The following is a 21670-nucleotide window of genomic DNA, read 5'->3' as shown; positions in this document are numbered from 1 at the left end:
CGCCGCCCCGAGGTGGACGAGGTTGTCGTCACTTGATGTGCTCCAGACGTGTCGGACCGGCGGGCCCGGCTCGCGGCGGGCCGTCAGTGACACTGATCCTATGGGACCGGACCGAGCGTGAACCTGTACGGGGGCTCAGGACCGGGTCAGGACCCGCAGCGAGCGAGCTTCGCGGTGCTCCCGCCGTCGGCGATCGTCTGCAGGTCGGTGACGGCCTGGTCGAGCGTGGAGACGCTGTAGACGTCGAGCCCGTCCGGCACGTGCCCGACGACCTCGTCGCAGTTGTCCGCGGGGGCGAGGAACACCGTGGCGCCCGCGTCCGCGGCACCGTAGAGCTTCTGCCGGATCCCGCCGATGGGGCCGACCTCGCCGGCCGCCGTGATCGTGCCGGTGCCCGCGACGTGCTTGCCGCCGTTCAGCTTGCCCGGCGTGATCTCGTCGATGATCCCGAGCGCGAACATCATGCCGGCGGACGGACCGCCGACGTCCTGCAGGCGGATCGACACCTTGAAGGGGAACTCGTAGCGCTCGGTGACGCCGACCCCGAGCAGCGCCGTGCCCTGCTCGCTGCGCGGCGTCACCCGGACGTCCTTCGTCGCGCCGTCCCGTTCGACGGTGACGGTCGCGGGGCTCGAGGTGCCGTGCTGCGCGACGGCTTCGCGCAGGCTCACTGCGTCGGCGTTGGTCGTGAGCGACTTGCCGTCGAACGCCGTGATGACATCGCCCTTCTCGATCGTGCCGTCGGCCGCTGAGCCCTCCTGCACGGCGCTGACCTCGAGTTCCGTGGGCAGGTCGTTCCCCTGCTGGATGAGCGCGGCGGCGACGGCTGACTGCTGCGACGCCTGCATGTCGGCGGAGTCCTGCTCGTTCACCTGCTCGGTCGTGGTGCCGCTCGGGTAGATCGCCTCGACCGGGATCACCGCCTGCGACCTGGTGAAGATCGCGCGGATCACGCTGGTCCACGACGGGCGGTTCGTGGCGTCGCCCTGGATGCCGACGGTGAGCATGTCGAGGGCGCCGGCCGTCGGGTACGTCTCGTGGCCGGACACCTGGATGAGCTTGACGTCCTTCGCGTCCTTGCCCGTCCCCTGCTCCTGGGTGCCGATCGTGTTGTAGACCGGCCCGGGGACCTCGATGAGGTACGGGCTGGGCAGCAGGCTCGCCAGCAGTCCCAGCACGACCGCGCCGATCAGGAACGCCCAACCGACGGTCCGGGCACGCGAGCGACGACGGGGCGCGGGGGCGAAGAGGGTCACGCGGGGTCCTTCCGAGGTGGGCACCCGCGCCTGGCGGCAGGGTGGTCGCCCGCGTCTCGCGACGGGGCTGTTCGCCCTGGGCGCAGCGCTTCGGGCGTTCCCACGGGGGCATCCCAGGTGCGGCCCCGTGAGCAGCGATTAGCGTAGTCGGCATGCCTGATGAACCACAGCCGGGGCCGGACGACGACTTCCAGGAGATGCTGCGCAAGCTGCTCTCGGGCGAGGGGCAGATCGACCCGTCGCAGCTCGCCGGTGCCGCCGGTCTGCCGAACGACCCGGCCTCCGTGGCGAACCTGATGAGCCAGCTCCAGCGTGCCGCGCAGTCCGGCGGTGACGGCATCGACTTCTCGGCCACCGCGGAACGCGCCAGCGCGATCGCTCGGGACGGCGGCCACCCCGTCGACCCGGCCACCTCGCAGGCGGCCGACCAGGCGTTCCAGGTCGCCGCGCTGTGGCTCGACGAGGTCACGACCGTCGCCGAGCTGACCGCGACCCCGAGTCTCTACACGCGTGAGCAGTGGGCCAAGGCGACCGTCCCGGTGTGGACGCAGATCGCCGAGCCGGTGGCCTTCAGCATCGCCGATGCCCTGACCGAGGCGATCGACCAGCGTGCTCCCGAGCAGCTCAAGGCGATGCTCGGCGACGTCTCGAAGGCGATGCGCGGCATCGGCGGGGCACTGTTCGCGATCCAGCTCGGCCAGGTCGTCGGGCAGCTGTCGAAGGAGGTCGTCTCCGGCGGTGACGTCGGCGTGCCGCTCCTCGACGAGCAGGTCGCAGCGCTCCTGCCCCAGAACGTCGCCGAGTTCGCCGAGGGCCTCGACGTCTCCGAGGACGAGGTCCGCATCTACCTCGCGGTCCGCGAACTCGCCCACGCCCGGCTCTTCCGGTCGGCACGGTGGCTCCGGCTGCACATCATCTCGTCCATCACGGACTACGCGCGGGGCATCCACATCCCCTTCGACCGCGTCGAGGAACTCGCGGCCGACATCGACCCGACCAACCAGGAGCAGCTGCGCGACGCACTCGCCTCGGGTGCCCTCATCCCGCCGCGGACCGCCGAGCAGGACGCCGCGCTCGCCCGACTCGAGACGATGCTCGCCCTGGTCGAGGGCTGGGTGGACACGGTCACCGCCGCGGCCACGGTCCGTCTCCCCAAGGCCGGAGCGATCGCCGAGATGGTGCGCCGTCGCCGTGCGGCCGGCGGCCCGGCCGAGTCGGCGTTCGCGACACTCGTCGGCCTCGAGCTGCGTCCGCGTCGTCTGCGTGAAGCCGCCGCGATGTGGCAGCGGGTGACCGACGAGCTCGGCGCCGAACAGCGTGACGCCCTCTGGTCGCACTTCGACCTGGTGCCGACCTCGGACGACGTCGACGCACCCGATGCCCTCGTCGCACGGCTGCGGAACCCGTCCCAGACCGACGAGGACGACGCGTTCGACAAGGCCCTCGAGGACCTGCTGAACGACTCGACCGGTGCACGTCCGCACGAGGACGAATCCGGCCGCGTGGCCGACGACACCGAGGGTGGAGCGGGCGACGAACCCGGGAACGACACGGGCGACCAGCCCCGCTGAGTTCTCCACAGATCCCTCTTGTGACCCCACGCGAGCCGCACACTCCGGCACCGTGGGGTCATGGGCATCCGCATCGATCCGACGCTCGAGTTCGTCTGGCGTGACCCCGCCACGGTCCAGCTCGGGGTCGATCCTCCACGCGCCGTCGTCGCGGTGCCCACCACGGGGGAAGAACGGTTCCTCAACGGTCTGCGACGCGAGACCGGGCACGACGTGCTGTCCGGGCTCGCGGCAGCGTCGGGGTGTTCCCCGGAACGTGCTGCCGGGGTGCTCGGTGCCGCGTCGCCCGCGGTGGTCGAGGTCCTGCCCGAGCCGCTCGAACGCATCGAGGTGCACGGCGCCGGTGTCCTCGCCGACGCCGTGGCGACGTTCCTGTCCGGCGAAGGCGTGACGGTCAGCCGCACCACCGCGCCCGCCGGAGGGCCGATCGTGCTGCCCGAGCCCGAACCACGCCTGGCCGTGGTGGTGGCCGACCACGTCGTCGACCCGGCGCTCCGCGCCGCGTGGACCCGCCGGGGTGTGCCGCACCTGGCGGTCGTCGTCGGCGACGGACGCGTCCGTCTCGGTCCGTTCGTCGTGCCGGGGGCCGGGCCGTGCCTCCAGTGTGCTGAGTACGCACGCGTCGACGACGACCCGGCCTGGCCGGCCATCGCCGCCCAGGTGTGGGGGCGGCACCCGACACCGCTGTCCCCGTGGCGGGCGGCGGCGGTGGCCGCTGCCACGACGCGGATGCTGCTGGAGCGACTCCCGCTCCGGACGCAACGAGCCGACCCCGACCAGCTCGTCTTCGAGCGCGACGACCTGTCGGTCAGCCGTTCGCCGGTCCGGCCCCATCCGCGGTGCGCGTGCCGAGCGCTGCCAGGAACCGACTCGGAGCCCGGGCTCCCCCACGCGTGGAGCCCTGTTGCGACCACGTGATCGTGACGGAACGGCGGGCGCGCGTCAGCCCGACGTAGAACAGGCGTCGTTCCTCGTCCACCTCGGTGTCGGTCGACGCGTGCGAGATCGGCAGGAGCCCCTCGGCGGCGCCGGCGATGACCACGTGCGGCCACTCCAGACCCTTCGACGAGTGCAGCGTCGCGAGCGTGACGGCGTCGACCTCGGGCTCGTGGTGCGTCGCCGCACGGTCCACCAGGTCCTGGGTGAACTGCTGCATCGTCGTACCCGCGGGGGCGTCCTCGGCCAGGCCCATGATCGCCTGCAGCGCTTCCCACTGCTCGCGGACTGCGCCGGTGCCCTCCGGCGGCGTCTCCGTCCAGCCGCTGACCTGCAGCACCAGCCGGACCCGTCGGGTCAGCTCGTCGTCGGTCTGCCGGATCGCCTCGCCGCGCATGTGGTGGACGGCGAGCTTGACCTCCGGGCGGTTGAAGAACCGGGTCCCGCCCTGCACGCGGTAGGGGATGCCGTTCCGGCCGAGCGCGGACTCGAGCGCAGCGGACTGCGCCCCGACGCGGAAGAGCACGGCGCAGTCCCCGTAGGACGCTCCGGCCCCGACGAGCTCGGCGATGCGCCGGGCGATGGTCTGTGCCTCGTCACCGTCGTGGACGCAGGCCAGCACGACCGGTTCCGGGCCCGGTTCCTGGCTCTGGGCCACCAGGTCGAGCGCGCCGGGCTGGCCGCGCATCAGCGTGTTCGCCGCGGACACGACCTCGCGGGTGGAGCGGTAGTTCCGCTCGAGGCGCAGGACCGACCCGCGCGGGAACTCCGACCCGAACCCGAGCAGGTAGTCGCTCGAGGCGCCGGCGAACGAGTAGATGGTCTGACTGGCGTCGCCGACGACGCACAGGTCGTCACGGCCGCCCAGCCAGGCCCGCAGCAGGTCGTGCTGCACGGGCGAGACGTCCTGGTACTCGTCGACGACGAAGAACCGGTACTGCTGCCGCACGTACGACGCCACGCGGGGCTCGGACTCGACCATGCCGAGGGTCGCCAGCAGGACGTCCTCGAAGTCCAACTGCCGCCGGTCGTCCTTCAGTCGCTCGTACGCCTTCATCAGGTCGATGACCCGGCGCGGCGTGGTGTCGCGCGGCATCACCCGGTCGGCGGCGGCGGCCTCGTACTCGTCGAGCGACAGCATCTGCACCTTGCGCCACTCGACCTCGGCGGCCAGGTCGCGGAGCACCGGGGTGTCGACGTTCATGCCGACCGTGTCCGCGGCGTGGGCGATCATCCGACCCTTGGACTCGACGATCTTGGGGGCGTGCCCGCCGACGGTGTCCGGCCAGAAGTAGCTGAGCTGCGCCATCGCGGCTGCGTGGAAGGTGCGCGCCTGGACCGTCCCGGCCCCCAGCGCGCGCAGGCGCGACCGCAGTTCGCCCGCGGCACGGGTCGTGAACGTCAGCGCGAGGACGTGGTTCGGCGCGTAGGTCCCGGTGGCGACGCCGTAGGCGATCCGGTGCGTGATCGCGCGGGTCTTTCCCGTTCCGGCGCCGGCGAGCACCGCGACCGGACCGAGCAGGGTGCGGGCGACCGTCCGCTGCTCGGCATCGAGCGCGGCGAGCAGTTCGTCGGGCGACGGCGGCCGGGGCTCGACTGCCCCGGCACCCGTTGCACCGCGCGGACCGGTGACGCTCACGGCAGGTCCAGCGGCCCGCCGTACCACTCCTCGATGATGGCGCGGGCGATCGAGGTGCGTCCCGGCAGCAGCAGGGTGTCGCCGGCGCGCTCGCGGATCTCGTCGCGCGAGAACCACCGGACGTCCAGGATCTCCACGCCGTCGGGGCGGGCGGTCGTCGGGTCGCCGCCGGCCGCGCGGGCACGGAAGCCCACCATCAGCGACGCCGGGAACGGCCACGGCTGCGAGCCGAGGTACTCGGGCTCCTCGACACGGACGCCCGACTCTTCCCAGACCTCGCGGCGGACGGCGTCCTCCAACGACTCCCCCGGCTCGACGAACCCGGCCAGCAGCGAGTACCGGTCGGCGTCCCACGCGGCGTTGGAACCGAGCAGGATCCGGTCGTCGGCGTCGACGACCCCGACGATGATCGCCGCGTCCGTGCGCGGGAAGAGGTCGTGCCCCTCGGGGTCGCGGCGGACCCATCCGCCGGTCACGACGGCGGTGGGCGACCCGGTGCGCGGCGAGAAGCCGTGCACGGCGTGCCAGTTGGCCATCGCGACGGCTTCGACCGCCAGGCCCTGGTCACGCGGCGAGAGCTCGGTGCCGAACATCCGGAGGCTCTGCCAGGCGTCGTCGTCGGGTTCGATGGCGGTGGCCGTCGCGCTGTCGATCAGGGCGGCGACGAAGCGGGTACCCGCCGGGGCATCGGCGGCGTCCGACACCGCACGGCCGAGGTACAGGGTCACGGTGTCGACCGGGATCTCCGTCGCGGTCACGAAGCGCAGGGTGCCGTCGGCGTTCCGGAGCATCTCGGCACCGCGCACCGGCAGGTACCGGGTGTGCTCGTCCTCGCGCAGGACACGCTCGACGTCGTCGGTCGTGCGGAACTCGGCGTCGCGGTCGAGTTCGTTGCGGGAGAGCGGGAGCCGGGCGGCGAACTCGACGGTCACGGCGGGAGAGCTCCTCGGATCGGGTGCGGACGTGCAGGAGACGTGCGGTGGGCGTGCGGGCCGCCGAACAGCGTGGCGTGCAGCCGTGCACGCGTCACGCGCCTACCCTGAGGGGCATGGCGGGATCCCAGTTCACTCTAGCCGCGTTGGCGACGACGGCCGTTCCAGGTCTCCTCGTCACGGGCACGCGCACGCTCGGCTCGGCCGCGGCCGGCGACTACGAGTCGGCGCTCCTCCGCGACGCCGACGGCACCGAGATCGTCATCCGCCGCCCCCGGAACCAGCGTGCCGAGGCGCGGCAGTCGGCCGACCTCGTCGCCATCCGCGCGCTGAGCGCCGGCATCCGCACACGCCTGCCGTTCGGCGTCGCCGAGTACCGCGGCCAGGCGCCGATCGGGTCGACGCGCGCCATCGTCACGACGCGGCTGGCCGGGGCTCACCCGACCCTCGCGTCGCTCGTCGAGCGCCCCGACCTCGCCCCCAGCGTCGGCCGTGCCCTGGCCGCGATCCACCAGCTGCCGACGAGCTTCGTCTCCGACGCCGGCCTGCCGTCGCTCACGCCGTTCGAGGTGCTCCGGTCCGCCGTCTCGGTGATGGACCGCGCCGTGGCGACCAAGCTCGTCCCCGCCGCGCTCGTCGAACGCTGGGAGGGTGCCGCCCGCGACCAGCAGCTCTGGCAGTTCACGCCGACCGTCGTGCACGGTTCGCTCGGCACCGGCGCCCTGCTCGTCGACGGCGACGCGGTGACCGGGGTCCTCGACTGGGGCGAGCTGCGGCTCGGCGACCCGGCGAAGGACCTCGCCTGGGTGCTCGCCGGCCGCCGCGACGCCTTCGACACCGTCCTCAGCGCCTACGAGGCGAACGGCGGCGGACGCGACCGCCAGCTCGCACAGCGTGCACGCGTGCACCACGAACTCGAGACGGCGCACTGGCTGCTGCACGGCGTCCAGGCGAAGAGCACCGAGGTCGTCGACGACGCCGTCGCGATGATGCACCGCCTGGTCGACGCGGTGCACGCCCCGAGTGCGGAACCACTGCAGTCCGTGTCACCCGAGACGATGGAGATCGGCGAGGTGGAGCAGCTGTTGTCCTCCACCGAACGCCGCCACGGCTGACGCTTCGTGAGCAGGAATGGTCGGGTCGCTGCGGCGCACCCGACCATTCCTGCTCATCAACGTGCGGCAGGAGTCGTGGACGCGACCGCCTGGAGGCCCGGCGCGGGTCCGGCGGACCGGCACCGGGCCTCCAGGGCGGAGCACGACACGGGCGCGGAGCACGACACGGGGGCGGAGCACGACACGGGCGGAGCACGACACGGGCGCAGCGCGCCCGCAGGACGTCAGCCGATGGCCTCGGACCACGCACGCTCGAGTCCGGCGCGGTCGAGCAGCTCGGTCGGACGGACCTCCAAGTCGTCGGCGACGAAGTAGAACACCGCGTCGACCTGGTCGAGCGGTCGCCCGGTGAACTCGGCGTAGGCGACGCGGTACAACGCGAGCTGCAGGGTTCGGCGGGCCAGGTCGTCCGCCCCCGACGGCGCCTTGCCCGTCTTCCAGTCGACCACCTCGGCGCGCCCGTCGATCTCGTACACGGCGTCGAGCTTGCAGACCACGCTGTGGCCGAGGAACGGGATGTGGATCTCGCGCTCGACCTCGATCGGCGTCAGCCCCGCCCACCGTGAGCCGGCGAACGTCGCCTGGAAGTCCGCGAGTCGACGGGCGTCGTCGTCGGTGACCACGGCGTCCGGCGACGAATCGGCCAGGTCGTCGGCATCGAGGTCGAGCTCGCCGTCCCACACGTCGAGCGTCTCGAGCGCGCCGCCGCTCCGTGCCCGCTGTTCCACCCACTGGTGGAACAGCGTGCCGAGCCGGGTGGCGCGGTACGGGCGCTCCGGCATCGGCCGGCGGAGCCGCTCGGCCACGGAGTCGGGTTCGGTCAGGTAGTCCTTGAAGCCCGACGCCGGGACCCGGTGCGGGACGGCGACCGCGTACTTCGCGTTCCGGGTGGCGTGCCGTTCGGCGAGCAGCAGGTCGATGTCCGCAGCGAAGCGCCCCGCGGCACCGGGGTTCGCGTTCCGCACCCGCTCGGCGGCAGCCAGGACCCGCGGCGCACGCTGCCCGAACGGCACGTGCGGCCAGGTCTGGGTCGCGCCGCTCTCCCCCATCGGGTTCTCGTCGTGCACCGTCGTCTCCGGGATCGCCGCACCGTCGATGACGCCGGCGTCCACCAGGTCGCGCAGGTAGCGGCTCGGCTCGGTGGGTCGGACCCCGCCCGCCCAGAACGAGCCGGACACCAGCAGGTCGTGCTTGGCACGGGTCAGGGCGACGTAGGTGAGCCGGCGTTCCTCGTCCTCGTTGCGGGCCTTCACCTGTTCCTTGAAGGCGTCGATCGCCGTGGTGACGTCCTTCTGGGTCTCCTGCCCGCGCCATGCGAGTCGCGGCAGCTCGGCGGCGTCTCCACGGAACTCGTACGGCAGTCGGCCGAACCCGAGCCAACCCGACGAGCCCTCCTGCGGACGCGCCGGCAGGCCGCCCTCGACCATCCGGGGCACTGCGACGGCGTCCCACTCGAGCCCCTTGGACCCGTGGATCGTCAGGATCTGCACGGTGCCGGCCTCGGGCTCCTCGGACCGCGGGCCCATGTCGTCCCGTCGGGCTGCGGCGTCGATCCACCCGCGGAACGAACCGAGGTCGGCGCGGTCGTCGGTCGACACGAAACCGGCGAGCTCGTCGATGAAGGCGTCGAGGTACGCGCCGCTGCCCTGTTCGTGCGCGGCGACCTCGATGTCGAGTCGCATCTCCTGCACGACGAGCGTCACGAAGTCGACCAGGTCGCTCCCCGCGCGTGAGCGGAGCATCGCGAGCTGCCCGCCGAGCGCACGCATTCGGCTGCGACCCGCGGGGGTGATGCCCTCGAGCGCGCCGTGCTCGTCGGGTGCGGTCGCGACGAAGTCGAGCGCGTCGACGATCGACCCGTGCTCCCCGGCAGCAACCGATGCACGGAAGGCCGCGGTCAGGTCGTCGTCGAGGCGCTGCTGGGTGTGGTCGCGCTGGAACAGCCACCGGGCGAGCTGGTGCAGGGCGACGATGTCCGCCGCCCCGACCCGCCACCGTGCACCCGCGAGCAGCCGGATCAGGTCGTTGCCGGCCGCCGGGTCGTGCAGGACGCGCAGGCACGCCACCAGGTCGACGATCTCCGGACGCTGGAGCAGTCCGCCGGTGCCGAGCACGTGGTACGGCACCCCACGCGCACCGAGCGCCGCCGTGAACGCCGCGAGGTCCTTCCGGGCCCGCAGCAGCAGCGCCATCGAGCCCGCCGGGTTCTGCCTGCGGTGGTCCTCGAACCACGCCGCGACCTCGTCGGCCTCTTCCGGCAGGGTCTCGGGGAACACCACCCGCACGGTGCCGGCGTCCGCACCCGGCCGGGGCGAGAGCCGCTCGACGTCAACCTCGGACGCCTCGGACAGCGGTGACACGATCGCGTTCGCCCCCGCGAGCACGTCCACCGGGTTCCGCCAGCTGGTCGACAGCGCGAAGGTGACGGGTTCGGCCACGCCGGGTTCGTCGCCGCCGAAGTCGTGCGGGAACCGGGCGAGGTTCGCGGCACTCGCACCGCGGAACCCGTAGATCGACTGGTGCGGGTCGCCGACCGCCATCACCGAGTGCCCGCGGAACAGCCGGGCGAGGAACCGGGTCTGCACCACCGAGGTGTCCTGGTACTCGTCGAGGAGCACCACGCCGTACCGGCTCCGCAGGTCCGTGACGACCCGCGGCGCCGACTCCGCCGCGGCGAGCGCCAGGGCGATCTGGTCGGAGAACTCCACGAACCCGCGGTCGACCTTCTGTCGTCGGAACTCGGCGACCAGGTCGGCCAGGGGTTCGAGGGCGCCGATCGCGGCGACCGCGTCGGTGATCGCCTTGTACGGCTTGCCGCGGTTGCCGGGGAGTTCGAGCAGCTCCGAGAACTCGATCGCGAACCGGCGCAGGTCCTCTGGCTCGACGAGGTGTTCCGAGGTGGCACCGGCGAGCGCGACCACGGCTGCTGTCAGGGTGTCGACGTCGCGGTCGAGTCCGGCGAGCCGGTCGTCGCGGGCGGCCACCACCACCCGACGGGCGAGCTGCCAGGCCGACGGTTCGGTCAGTACCTGGGACTCGCCGTCACGCCCGACGAGCAGGGCGTTCTCGCGGAAGACCGCGTTGGCGAAGGCGTTGTACGTCGAGACCGTGGGTGCCTCGAAGGCGTCCCCGGGGGTGATCAAGCCCACGTCCTCGAGCGCACGGATGCGGTCGTTGATGCGGACGGAGAGCTCGCCGGCGGCCTTGCGGGTGAAGGTCAGGCCGAGGACCTCGTCGGGGCGGACGAGTCCGTTGGCCAGCAGCCAGACGACGCGCGAGGCCATCGTCTCGGTCTTCCCGCTGCCGGCACCGGCGACGACCAGCGCCGGCACGAGCGGTGACTCGATGACGGCGCGCTGTTGGGCGGTGGGACGGGGGCGGCCGAGGGCGTCGGCGATGGCGTCGGCGCCGTGCTGGATGACGGGCGGAGCAACAGCAGTCGTGTCGGCAGCAGTAGCCGTGCCGGTCGTGTCCGCCGTGTCGGTCGTGTCCGCCGTGTCGCTCACCAGGTCACCTCCGCCACCACGTGGATCCGGCACTCGACCCCGGTCCGGGCCTTCTCGCAGTGGTCGTCCACGTTCGCCACGAAGGTCCGGCCGGCCATGCCCCGCGCCACTCCGTGCAACCGCTCGCGGTAGGCCTCGCGCGCCTCGGCGTCGAACGCGTGCTGGGTCCGCTCGGAGTACGCCTGTCCGCCGCGGGGGTTCTGGACGAAGACCAGCCGGGCGTCGGTCATCGGCGACCCCGCCGGAACGCCCTCGACCGCGCCGTCCTCGACCGCGAGTTGGTAGGCGCCGAGCTGCGGGTGTTCCGGCATGTCGTTCTTCTCGCTGGGCATCGAACGGCCGGTCTTCAGGTCGACGACGCTCACCCGCCCCTCGGGGTCGACCTCGATGCGGTCGATGCTCCCCCGGATCCGGGCGGGCCCGGTCACGAGCGCGAACGAGGTCTCGGCGCCGAGCAGTCGGCGGCCGGCGCTGGCGAAGGTGCGGAGGTAGTCGCTCAGCCCCTCGATCATCCGCCGGGTCCGGGCACGTTCGCGGTCGGCGACCCAGGGCGACTCGAACGTGAGCTCGTCCCACCGCGCCTCGACCCGCTCCCACAGCGACTCGACGTCGATCTCGGTGGCGTGCTCCATCGCTTCGTGCACGATCGTGCCGATGCCCATCGCCGGGCTCGGGGCACCGCCGCCGAAGGTCTGCGCGAACCAGTGCACCGGGCACTCCTCGAAGGTGCCGATCCGCGACGGCGACACGGATACTGCCGGGGCGACGGGCTCGCCGCCCTCGACTTCGGGCGCGGGCTCGGCGTCGAGGTCCACCAGGGGGTCGTCCGTGGTCGGCTCGGCGAGCCCGTACCACTCGTCCGGGTCCGCCCCGGGGACCTCGGCCTCGGCCAGGCGGGCCAGCGCGGACGCGGCCTCGTGGTCGCCGGAGCCCACCACGCGGCGGCGCAGCGACCCGGCGAGCCCACGCAGGGACAGCGGGTGGACGGTCGGCTGACGGTCCGGCGGCACCGGGACGAGCCGGACGAAGGGTGACGGCGACTCGTCGTCGTTCGCGACCGTGCCGATGACGACCTGGGTGGTGGCGCGCGAGACGGCCCGGGCGAACAGCCGGAGTTCGTCGGCGACCACGGCGGCACGGTCGTCGATGGGCGAACGCTCGACCCCGGCGGCAGCGCGGACCAGTCCGTCCGGGTCGAGCAGACTGCCGCGCACCCGGGTGTTGGGCCAGACGCCGTCCTGCAGACCGAGCACCACAACCACGTCGCACTCGAGCCCGATCGTCGCCGACGGCGTCAGAACCCGCACCCGGCCGGCGGTCCGGTCGGGTCCGATCGAGTCCTCTGGCAGGTCGGCGCCGAGTAGGTCGTCGACGAAGACCCGCGCGGGGGCGTCCGGCGTACGCTCGACGAAGCGCTTGGCGGCGGTGAAGAGGCCGACGACGGCGTCCAGGTGCCGATCGGCTTCCCCGGCGCCGACCCCACCGGCGGCGGACTGGGCGCCCCATGACTTCGCGAGACCGCTGCGTTCCCAGAGGCCCCAGAGGATCTCCTCGATGCTCGATCCCGCCTGGGCGTCGGCACGCGCCTGCACCAGGCTCCGGGCCAGCCGGGTCGCTCGTCGTGCGAACCCGGCGTCCACCGTCGCCAGGCGCTCCGGTGCGCCCAGGGCATGGACCAGCAGTTCGTCGGCGGTGCGGCTGCCGTCGCCCGCGAGTTCCTCGCGCCGCAGGGCGAGCCGGAGCCGACGCATCGCCAGGGTGTCGAGGCCGCCGAGGGGCCCCGTGGCGAACGCGGTGGCCAGGGCGGCGTCGAGCGGCAGGACGTCGAGCGCCACCGCGGCCGCGTCGAGCAGCGCCCGCGCCGCCGAGTCGTCGCGCGGACGGACGGGCGCGGCACCGGCGGTCGCCGGGACCTCGGCCACGGAGAGTGCCCGGACGAGTTCGGGGATGGCAGCACCGCTGCGGGTGACCACGGCCATCCGGTGCCACGGCACACCGTCGAGCAGGCGGTGTTCGCGCAGTCGACGGGCGATCGCCACGACGAGCGCGGAACGGCTGGCGGCTTCGAGGTGCACGACGGCGTCGGACCGCGCATCCTGGTCGCCCGCCGACGCGCTGCGCTGCCGACCGGCCGCCGCGGTGCCGATGCGACCCGTGACGCCGGTGATCAGGGCACGGATCGGGGCGGGGTGCCGGTGCACGGCGCCGAGGAACAGCTCGTCGACGCGGTCCACCCCGAGGCGCACGGCCAGCCGACCGAGCACGTCCGGTTCGGCGCCGCGGAACGCCGAGGCGGCGATGTCCGGATCCCCGAAGGCGACGACCTGCACGCCGGAGCGCGCGAGTGCCCCGAGCAGCGCGATCTCACCCTCCACCAGTTCCTGCGTGTCGTCGACCACGACCAGGCGCAGGGCGGCGATGCTCGCGGGGAGCTCGTGCCGCAGCACCGCGGCGGTGGCGTACGCCACGAGTTCGCCGGAGTCGAGTCCGGTCGGTCGGAACGCGGTGACCGATGCGCGGTAGTCGTCCACGAAGCCCCCGACGGCCCGCCACTCGGGCCGTCCGAGCTCGTCGCCGAGTTCCCGCATGTCGTCGGGTTCGACGCCGGCGGCCACGGCACGCATCATGACGTCGCGCAGGGCGGTACGGAACCCCGCTCGCTCACGGACGACGGCGGTGATCGGGTCGGGCCAGGCCGGTCCGGCTCCGTCGAGTTCGTGGCCCGCGAGCAGGTCGGCGATGATCCGGTCCTGCTCCCCACCGGTCAGCAGCGTCGGGGGTTCCTGCCCCTGCACCGACGCCGCGTGGGTGACGATCTGGAACGCCAGCGAGTTCACGGTGCGTGCAAGGGCACCCGGCACGACCCGGTCGACCGCCCGAGCGAGCCGGTCACGCAGCGCCGTCGCGGCCGTCCGCGCCGAGGTCAGGGCGAGCACCGTCGCGTGGCCGTCGGGGGTGATCGCGTCGGGACGGGACAGCCGGTCGGCGACGAGCCGCGCGAGCGTGGTCGTCTTGCCGCTGCCCGGCGCACCGATCACCGCGGCGTGACGGCCGTCCGGCAACGCGAGCACCGCGGCCTGCGAGGGGTCGTCGACCAGTGCGCGCGCGAACCCGGTGTCCTCGGGAGCGGGCATCAGCGTGGTCTGCGGCACGCTCGTACGGTACCCAGGACCACCGACAGCACCGCAGCGGACGCGCGGGGCACCGGTCGTCACGCCGTCGAGTGCGCCCGCGGCGAACGCCCGATGCCGCACGGGACCGCTCGGATACGCTGTGCTCGTGGACATCAAGATCGGCATCATCAACAGCCCCCGCGAGATCGCCTTCGAGACCGCCCAGACCGCGGACGAGGTCGAGAAGGCCGTGTCCGAGGCGCTCACCGCCAAGTCGACGCACCTGTCGCTGCAGGACGACAAGGGCCGTCGCTTCATCGTCCCCGTCTCGGCCCTGGCGTACGTCGAGGTCGGCGCGGAAGAGGCACGGCGCATCGGCTTCGTCGCCTGACGACGTGGAACTGCTCTTCGCCGTCCTCGGCGGCGTCATCATCGGTGCGGTCGCGCACGTGATCCTGCCGTGGCGGTCGAACCGTGGCGTGCTCGTCGGCCCAGCGGTCGGCGGCATCGCCGCAGCAGTGCTCTGGGAAGCGCTGACCTGGGCCGGGTGGCGGTACGACGGCACCTGGATCTGGGTCGTGGCCCTCGTGGGGTCCGGCGCGATCGCCCTCGTCCTCGAGTGGCTCCTCGGCACCCAGCGCGACAAGCACGACGCCGAGTACTACGAGCAGCTCAAGACGCGCGGCGCCTGACGCTCGAGCAACTCAGACGCGCGGCGCCTGACGCTCGACCGCTCAGGCCGTCAGCCCGAGCGCGTCCATCCGTCGGGTGTGCGCGGCGATGAGTTCAGTCCAGACCGGCTCGAGCCGCTCCTGGTCCTCGCGGGCGTGCGACGCCAGCGCCGACCGGGCGACGAGCAGGGTGTCGCCCACCAGACGTCGTCCCCACATCGCCAGGCGCGAACCGATCTGCGGGTCGTCCTCGATGTGAGCCGTCAGCTCCTCGACGACCGCCGCTTCCTCGCGCGCGTCGAACACCGACCGCAGCCGCTGCCGCACGTCGAGCGGCAGCGAGCGGAGCAGGTTGCCGAACAGGTCGTTCAGGATGCCGGCCGTCACGTAGCCGGTCAGCATCGACTCGTACCAGTCGGCGCCGCTCGTCCGTTCGAGGAACAGGTCGATCGCCTCGCGGTGCGGGGCCATCAGCGCCGCCGGGTCTCCGCCGCTGCGCTCGATCTCGGCCACGATCGTGCGGTGCCGCTCGAGCGCCGTGGTCGCGAGGACCCCGGTGACCAGACGGCCGGAGAGCGTCGGTGCCGAAGCACCGGCTCGTCCCATCGTCTCGTAGACGGAGAGCTGCAGGTACGCGGCCTGCCCCAGGTAGACGTCGAGCTCGGGGGTGACGTCGTCGAGCGCGAGCCGCTTGACCTGCGCAGCTCCGCGCGGGTTCCGTGACGCGAGCCATGCTGCAGCGAGCTGCGCCGCGCGCTTCCGGTTCCACCACGACACCACCCGACCAGCATAGAGGGCGCGCCCCGTGGGACCCGCCGGTCGCCCCGCTCGGCGCCCGGACCGGACCACCCGACTCCCCGAAGCACCCCGCCGCGCCCCGGAGGACGGCCCCGTCGGTAGACTGGCCCGGACTTCCACCAGAACTAAGGTGATTCTTTGACTTTCTCAGACCTCAACATCGACCAGGACATCGTCGATGCACTGGCCGGCAAGGGCATCATCGAGCCCTTCCCGATCCAGGAACAGACCATCCCGCTCGGCCTGACCGGCCAGGACATCATCGGCCAGGCCAAGACGGGTACCGGCAAGACGCTCGGCTTCGGCCTGCCGCTGATCCAGCGACTCGGTGCCGACCCGGCGCACGGCGTGAAGGCGCTCGTCGTCGTCCCGACCCGTGAACTCGCGGTGCAGGTCACCGAGGACCTCGAGCTCGCGGCCTCGAACCGTCCGACCACGGTCGTCTCGATCTACGGCGGCAAGGCCTACGAGGGCCAGGTGGAGCAGCTCAAGGCCGGTGCCCAGATCGTCGTCGGCACGCCCGGGCGACTCATCGACCTGCAGCGGCAGCGTCTGCTCGACCTCTCCCACGTGCAGGAGGTCGTGCTCGACGAGGCCGACCGCATGCTCGACCTCGGGTTCCTGTCGGACATCGAGCGCATCTTCCAGGCCGTCCCCGAGGTGCGGCACACGATGCTGTTCTCGGCGACGATGCCCGCGCCGATCGTCGCGCTCGCCCGCCGGTTCATGAGCCGTCCGGTGCACATCCGGGCGACCGATCCGGACGAGGGCCTCATGCAGGCCAACATCAAGCACCTCATCTACCGTGCGCACTCCCTGGACAAGGACGAGGTCATCGCCCGCATCCTCCAGGCCGAGGGCCGCGGCAAGACCGTGATCTTCACCCGTACCAAGCGTGCCGCGGCGAAGCTCGTCGAGGAGCTGAAGGACCGCGGGTTCAACGCCGCAGCGGTGCACGGCGACCTCAACCAGGAGCAGCGCGAGCGCGCGATGGCGGCGTTCAAGGCCGGCAAGCGCGACGTGCTCATCGCCACCGACGTCGCCGCCCGCGGCATCGACGTGGACGACGTCACGCACGTGATCAACCACACGATCCCGGACGACCCGGACACGTACCTGCACCGCGCCGGCCGCACCGGCCGCGCCGGCAAGACCGGCATCGCGGTCACGTTCGTCGACTGGGACGACCTGCACAAGTGGACGCTGATCGACAAGGCGCTCGAGTTCGGCATCCCCGAGCCCGTCGAGACCTACTCGTCGTCGCCCCACCTGTTCGAGGAACTCGACATCCCCAAGGGCACCAAGGGCCGTCTGCCCGGCTCGTCGTCGCACGCCGCCTCGGCTGGCGCCCCCGTCGAGAAGCGCAGCAGCGACCGCCCGGCCTCGGGTTCGCGTGACGCGTCGCGTTCGCGGTCGCGCAGCCGCACCCGGTCAGGAGGCTCGGAGCAGTCCGCCCCGCAGGCTCCAGACACCGAGTCGGTCGCCTCCACCACCGCGGCGGGCACCGAGGACGGCTCGGCCGTCGAAGGTGGTTCCACCGACGGCGCCGCGAAGCGTCGTCGCCGTCGCCGCCGTCGCGGAGCCGGCACCGGCGATGCCTCGGCGACCGCCTCGGCACCGCAGGGCACGTCGGACGGCGAGTAGCGCCTCCAGACCGAAGGGCCCGTCGCTGACGCGACGGGCCCTTCGTCGTCCCCGCCCGCCGACTGCCCCGCGAGGGCGACAGATCGCCGCCAACTGTCAGCGGGAATCTGTCGCTTTCGCGGATGGGTCAAGCCGCGCCGACCGAGATCTGTCGCTTCGGTGGGACGACGCGACGCGTCAGGACAGGCGCGAGCCGGGTCCGACCACGGGAGCGCTGCCCGTCGCCTCGGACACGATCGCGTCGAAGGAAACGCGTGCCGTGCGGTGCTCCCCCAGCCGGTTCGGCTTGCCGGTGCCGTGGTAGTCGCTCGAACCGGTGACGAACAGGCCGTAGCGCGTCGCCCAGTCGAGCAGGGTGCGCTTGCCGTGTGCCAGGTTCTCGCGGTGGTCGACCTCGAGCCCGCCGAGCCCGGCGTCGACCAGGTCGCGGAGCATCGGCTCGTCGATGACGATCCCGCGCGAGGACGCCGCGGGGTGCGCGATGACGGGCACGCCGCCCGCATGCCGGATGAGTTCGACGCCGCGCAGGGGCGACGGTGCCTCGTGGGGTTCGTAGTAGCCGGACGCCGGGTGCAGGATGCCGCGGAACGCCGCGGACCGGTCGGACTCGAGCCCGCGGGCGACCAGGGCGTCGGCGATGTGCGGACGGCCGATCGTGGCACCGGGGCTGGACTGGGCCAGGACGTCCGCCCAGGTGATCGGGTGGTCCTCGGCGATGCGGTCGACCATGCGGTGCGCGCGGGAGAGCCGGCCGTCGCGGATCCGGGTCGTCTCCTCGACCAGTCCGGGGTGCTCGGGGTCCACCAGGTAGCCGAGCACGTGGACGCTGCGGTAGCCGATCCGGGTGCTCAGCTCGAGGCCGGGCAGCAGGGTCAGGGGCAGCTCGCGCGCCGCGGCGGTGGCGTCCGCCCACCCCGCGGTCGTGTCGTGGTCGGTCAGCGCGACGGCGTCGAGTCCGGCGGCCGCGGCCGCTCGGACGAGCTCCGCGGGACGCTCGGTGCCGTCGGAGACACTGGAGTGCGCGTGCAGGTCGATGAACGGGTCTGGCACGTGGCCAATGCTATCCACAGGTGAGCGGCCGCACAGGCCGGGTGTCGCCCAGCGGTGCGATGATGGACGCATGGCCGACACGACTCCCCGCGCGACGAGCAACCGATCCACGACCCCCGGGTCCTCGACCTTCAAGGACTTCATCGGGTCGCAGTGGGCCGAGCGCTCGGAAGCGCAGCCCGAGCCCCGCGAGCAGGCCGCGTTCGCCGCCGAGCGTCGCGCGCGCATCTCCGAGCTGCACCCGGGCCGCACGATCGTGGTGCCGGCCGGGCAGGCCAAGGTCCGCTCGAACGACTGCGACTACCCGTTCCGCCCGCACTCCACCTTCGCGCACCTGACCGGCTGGGGCACCGACACCGTCGTCGGCTCGGTGCTCGTGATGACGCCGAACGGCTCCGGCCACGACGCCACGCTGTACTTCCGTGCCACCGCGGGCCGCGACTCGGAAGAGTTCTACGCCAACCCCGAGATCGGGGAGTTCTGGGTCGGGCCGCGCCCCTCGCTCGACGCCGTCGCCGCCGACCTCGGACTGGCCACCGCCGACCTCGGGGCGTTCACGGCCGTCGCCGATGCACTCGACCCATCGGCGCTGCTCGTGCGTGAAGCCGACGACGACCTGACCCGTTCCCTCGACGCCCGCATCGGCGCGGCCATCGGTGGCGCGGACGAGACCGAGGGGTCGCCGGCCACCGACGACCTGCTCGCCCGCGACCTGTCCGAGCTGCGACTGGTCAAGGACGCGTACGAGGTCCGTGAGCTCCGCAAGGCCGTCGACGCCACGAAGCACGGGTTCGACGACGTCATCGGCGACTTCGACGCCGTGCTCGCGCACCCGCGCGGTGAGCGCATCGTCGAGGGCACGTTCAACCGCCGGGCGCGCGCCGACGGCAACACCGTGGGCTACGACACGATCGCCGCCTCGGGCCACCACGCCTGCATCCTGCACTGGACGCGCAACGACGGTGCCGTGCAGCCGGGCGATCTCATCCTCATCGACGCCGGGGTCGAGGTCGACTCGTTCTACACCGCCGACATCACCCGCACGCTGCCGGTGAGCGGCACGTTCTCCCCCGTGCAGCGGATGGTCTACGAAGCCGTGCTCGAGGCAGCCGACGCCGCGTTCGCGATCGTCAAGCCGGGCATCACGTTCCGCCAGGTGCACGCCACCGCGATGGAGGTCATCGCGCGCAAGACCGCCGAATGGGGCTTCCTGCCGGTCTCCGCCGCCGAGTCGCTCGAGCCGGACAACCAGTTCCACCGCCGCTACATGGTGCACGGCACGAGCCACCACCTCGGGCTCGACGTGCACGACTGCGCGAAGGCTCGCCGCGAGATGTACCTCGACGGCACCGTCCAGGCCGGCATGGTCTTCACGATCGAGCCCGGACTGTACTTCCAGCAGGACGACCTGACCGTGCCGGAGGAGTTCCGCGGCATCGGTGTCCGCATCGAGGACGACATCCTGGTGACCGAGGACGGCGCCGAGAACCTGTCGGTCGGCATCCCCCGGACCCCCTCGGAAGTGGAGGGGTGGATCGCCCGCTCGGGCCGCTAGCCTGATCGGGTGACCATGCCCGAGGCCTCCCCGAACACCATCTCGATCGAGGTCGAGCACTTCGACTCCCCCGACGCCCAGCGACTCCGTGCCGCCCAGCGCCTGGAGATCGATCGGGCGCACGGCGGCGACACCGAACCGGGTGAGAAGCCGACCGCCGAGTCGATCGCGGTGTTCTTCGTCGCACGCGACGAGTCCGGGACTCCACTCGGGTGCGGGGGGCTGCGCATCGTCGACGACGGCATCGCCGAGATCAAGCGCATGTACGTCCGGCCGGAGTCCCGCGGGTCCGGCGCCGCGGCTGCTTTGCTGCGCCGGCTGGAAGAAGCGGCGCTCGACCTCGGGTCCCCGGCGCTCGTCCTCGAGACGGGCACGGAGCAGCAGCGCGCCGTCGGGTTCTACCAGCGCGAGGGGTTCCGGCGGATCGCGAACTTCGGGCCGTACGTCGGGGCACCCCTGTCGGTCTGCTTCTCGAAGGTCCTCTAGCCGGCCCGAGCCTGCCCGCACCGCGCCGCGCGCAAGCCCGGCCCGCGCGCGCCCGAGCCCGCTCGGCTCTCGGTCACGACGTGCCGTCTGCCCGAAGTCGAGCGGTCACGAACCGTCGTCTGGGCCGGCGCCGAACGACGATCTCCGACCGCTCGACGCCGTGGGCGCGGGGTGTTGCGACCACTCGGACCACCCGGACGACCGCCGAGGTCGCACGAAGTGCCGCCCGCGCAGCTCGGCGGCGACAGCTCCTGCGACCTCGGCGGACGTGAACGGCGTGTCGAGCGACCTCGCACGACCCGACCTCGCGCGACCCGATCGCGCACGACCCGAGGACGAAGCCCGGTCGCGCGAGCCGGAGCGCGGCTAGCGGCGGTCGCTGTCCCTGTCGCCCTCGCGCGGCGCATCCGGCGAGGACGACGACGAGGGCTCCGGCGGCGTCGCACCGGCGACCCGCTCGCCGTAGCGCGGCGGCTCCTCGGGTCGACGCTCCGGCACCGGCGGGGCCGCGGGGGCGGCAGCCGTCTCGGGGGTCTCCCCGTACCGGGGTCCGTCGTTCGTGCCGTAGCGCGGCGGGCCCGAAGGCGCACCCGTCTGCGCGCCGGGGGCCGACGTGCCGGGGTGGTGCGGGCCTCCCGGCTGCTGGTGCGGCGTGGCGTGCCCGCCGTACGGCGACTGCTGCTGCGGCGGGACCCCACCGGGGCCCGGACGCCACTGCTGCTGCTGCTGCTGCTGCTGCTGGGGAGCGTCGTTCCAGTGCGTGGACGGGGTCGCCCCGTGCTCGCCGAGGATGCGCTGCGCCTGCCCGGTCAGCTGCGGGTTGACGACGATCTGGTAGTTCGTGGCGAGCACCTGGTGCACGCTCGTGAAGTCGCGCTGCCGCTTCGTGATCGCGAACGAGACGATGCCGTAGAGCATGCCGAACGCGGCACCGATGATCGCGGCCGCCAGGATCAGGCCGCCGGCGCTCGGCGAGAAGAGCGTGAGCACGATGCCGAAGAAGATGCCGAGCCACAGGCCGGACAGCGCACCGGCGATGGCGGCACGGCCGTAGGTCATCTTGCCAGTGACCCGCTCGACCGTCTTCAGGTCATTGCCGACGATCGAGAGCTGGTTGACGGGGAAGTCGGCCTCGGCCAGCTTCGCCACCACGCGCTGCGCGTCGGGGTAGCTGTCGTACGTTCCCAGGACGTCGCCCTTGGGCAGCGTCGGGAACGCCTGGGCGGTCCTGCCGGCGAAGGGGCTCTGATTGCTCACACAGCCATCATTCACCGCACACCTTGCAATCGCACGTGCACTCTCAGGGAAGCAGCCGATCGCAAGCAGCCGATCGGAAGCCGCCGACCGGTGCCGTCGGCGGCGCGGGCGAACGCCCGCACCCGAGCGACTACGCTGGGT

Annotated in this window: 16 protein-coding genes; 8 read left to right on the top strand and 8 right to left on the bottom strand. The window is 72.7% G+C overall.

Annotated features, from left to right (window positions below):
* Positions 1-146: 146 nt before the first annotated feature.
* Positions 147-1256, bottom strand: coding sequence for a PDZ domain-containing protein (locus DEJ04_RS04125; RefSeq protein ID WP_111029540.1), 1110 nt, complete (start codon positions 1254-1256; stop codon positions 147-149).
* Positions 1257-1408: 152 nt separating this feature from the next.
* Between DEJ04_RS04125 and DEJ04_RS04120 the strand changes: the two genes are divergently transcribed.
* Both DEJ04_RS04120 and DEJ04_RS04115 read left to right on the top strand, forming a co-directional pair.
* A complete protein-coding gene (locus DEJ04_RS04120; RefSeq protein WP_084741096.1) occupies positions 1409-2827 on the top strand; it encodes a zinc-dependent metalloprotease in 1419 nt (472 codons plus the stop codon).
* Between the two features lie 60 nt (positions 2828-2887).
* On the top strand, positions 2888-3745 hold the full coding sequence (locus DEJ04_RS04115; RefSeq protein ID WP_111046326.1) for a TOMM precursor leader peptide-binding protein: 858 nt from the start codon (positions 2888-2890) through the stop codon (positions 3743-3745).
* Here the strand turns inward: DEJ04_RS04115 and DEJ04_RS04110 are convergent.
* Positions 3636-5402 carry an ATP-dependent helicase gene (locus tag DEJ04_RS04110; RefSeq protein WP_181433046.1) on the bottom strand — a complete coding sequence of 589 codons (1767 nt, stop codon included), beginning with the start codon at positions 5400-5402 and terminating at the stop codon, positions 3636-3638. The genes DEJ04_RS04115 and DEJ04_RS04110 overlap by 110 nt on opposite strands.
* Entirely contained in the window at positions 5399-6334 is a 936-nt protein-coding gene (gene nudC, locus DEJ04_RS04105; protein ID WP_111046325.1) for an NAD(+) diphosphatase, read from the bottom strand. The genes DEJ04_RS04110 and nudC overlap by 4 nt, the downstream gene beginning before the upstream one ends.
* A gap of 116 nt (positions 6335-6450) precedes the next feature.
* Between nudC and DEJ04_RS04100 the strand changes: the two genes are divergently transcribed.
* Entirely contained in the window at positions 6451-7449 is a 999-nt protein-coding gene (locus DEJ04_RS04100; RefSeq protein WP_111046324.1) for a phosphotransferase, read from the top strand.
* A gap of 224 nt (positions 7450-7673) precedes the next feature.
* Here DEJ04_RS04100 and DEJ04_RS04095 read toward each other — a convergent pair whose 3' ends face one another.
* Both DEJ04_RS04095 and DEJ04_RS04090 read right to left on the bottom strand, forming a co-directional pair.
* Positions 7674-10955 (bottom strand): ATP-dependent DNA helicase, encoded by a 3282-nt coding sequence (locus tag DEJ04_RS04095; RefSeq protein ID WP_258371306.1) that lies wholly within the window; start codon positions 10953-10955, stop codon positions 7674-7676.
* Positions 10952-14107 carry a UrvD/REP family ATP-dependent DNA helicase gene (locus DEJ04_RS04090; RefSeq protein ID WP_181437729.1) on the bottom strand — a complete coding sequence of 1052 codons (3156 nt, stop codon included), beginning with the start codon at positions 14105-14107 and terminating at the stop codon, positions 10952-10954. The genes DEJ04_RS04095 and DEJ04_RS04090 overlap by 4 nt, the downstream gene beginning before the upstream one ends.
* Before the next feature lie 127 nt (positions 14108-14234).
* Between DEJ04_RS04090 and DEJ04_RS04085 the strand changes: the two genes are divergently transcribed.
* Complete coding sequence (locus DEJ04_RS04085) at positions 14235-14459, top strand: DUF3107 domain-containing protein (RefSeq protein WP_031259670.1); 225 nt, start codon at positions 14235-14237, stop codon at positions 14457-14459.
* 4 nt (positions 14460-14463) lie between these two features.
* Complete coding sequence (locus DEJ04_RS04080; protein WP_111046322.1) at positions 14464-14760, top strand: hypothetical protein; 297 nt, start codon at positions 14464-14466, stop codon at positions 14758-14760.
* A gap of 42 nt (positions 14761-14802) precedes the next feature.
* On the opposite strand, the gene DEJ04_RS04075 is transcribed toward DEJ04_RS04080, so the two are convergent.
* On the bottom strand, positions 14803-15516 hold the full coding sequence (locus DEJ04_RS04075; protein WP_239001467.1) for a ferritin-like fold-containing protein: 714 nt from the start codon (positions 15514-15516) through the stop codon (positions 14803-14805).
* A 159-nt stretch (positions 15517-15675) separates the two neighbouring features.
* On the opposite strand from DEJ04_RS04075, the gene DEJ04_RS04070 reads away from it, so the two are divergent.
* The gene (locus tag DEJ04_RS04070; protein ID WP_111046321.1) at positions 15676-17181 is read left to right on the top strand and encodes a DEAD/DEAH box helicase; all 1506 of its coding nucleotides are present in this window, start codon (positions 15676-15678) and stop codon (positions 17179-17181) included.
* A gap of 177 nt (positions 17182-17358) precedes the next feature.
* Here DEJ04_RS04070 and DEJ04_RS04065 read toward each other — a convergent pair whose 3' ends face one another.
* Complete coding sequence (locus DEJ04_RS04065) at positions 17359-18231, bottom strand: PHP domain-containing protein (protein WP_111046320.1); 873 nt, start codon at positions 18229-18231, stop codon at positions 17359-17361.
* 70 nt (positions 18232-18301) lie between these two features.
* Here DEJ04_RS04065 and DEJ04_RS04060 point away from each other — a divergent pair, with 70 nt between their 5' ends.
* Positions 18302-19786, top strand: coding sequence for an aminopeptidase P family protein (locus DEJ04_RS04060; protein WP_111046319.1), 1485 nt, complete (start codon positions 18302-18304; stop codon positions 19784-19786).
* A 15-nt stretch (positions 19787-19801) separates the two neighbouring features.
* On the top strand, positions 19802-20272 hold the full coding sequence (locus DEJ04_RS04055; RefSeq protein WP_071405472.1) for a GNAT family N-acetyltransferase: 471 nt from the start codon (positions 19802-19804) through the stop codon (positions 20270-20272).
* Between the two features lie 366 nt (positions 20273-20638).
* Here DEJ04_RS04055 and DEJ04_RS04050 read toward each other — a convergent pair whose 3' ends face one another.
* Complete coding sequence (locus DEJ04_RS04050) at positions 20639-21529, bottom strand: general stress protein (RefSeq protein WP_111046318.1); 891 nt, start codon at positions 21527-21529, stop codon at positions 20639-20641.
* Between the last annotated feature and the right edge of the window lie 141 nt (positions 21530-21670).

The sequence above is a fragment of the Curtobacterium sp. MCLR17_044 genome (assembly GCF_003234435.1).
GTDB classification, from domain to species: domain Bacteria; phylum Actinomycetota; class Actinomycetes; order Actinomycetales; family Microbacteriaceae; genus Curtobacterium; species Curtobacterium flaccumfaciens.
Note: the sequence above shows the minus strand (reverse complement) of the source record. Positions and strands in the feature narration are given on the sequence as shown.

What these genes read in the sequence shown, in the direction of transcription:
- DEJ04_RS04120 (WP_084741096.1), top strand. Translation starts at nt 1,409, where the DNA reads ATGCCTGATGAACCACAGCCGGGGCCGGACGACGACTTCCAGGAGATG.
- DEJ04_RS04115 (WP_111046326.1), top strand. Translation starts at nt 2,888, where the DNA reads ATGGGCATCCGCATCGATCCGACGCTCGAGTTCGTCTGGCGTGACCCC.
- DEJ04_RS04100 (WP_111046324.1), top strand. Translation starts at nt 6,451, where the DNA reads ATGGCGGGATCCCAGTTCACTCTAGCCGCGTTGGCGACGACGGCCGTT.
- DEJ04_RS04060 (WP_111046319.1), top strand. Translation starts at nt 18,302, where the DNA reads ATGGCCGACACGACTCCCCGCGCGACGAGCAACCGATCCACGACCCCC.
- DEJ04_RS04055 (WP_071405472.1), top strand. Translation starts at nt 19,802, where the DNA reads ATGCCCGAGGCCTCCCCGAACACCATCTCGATCGAGGTCGAGCACTTC.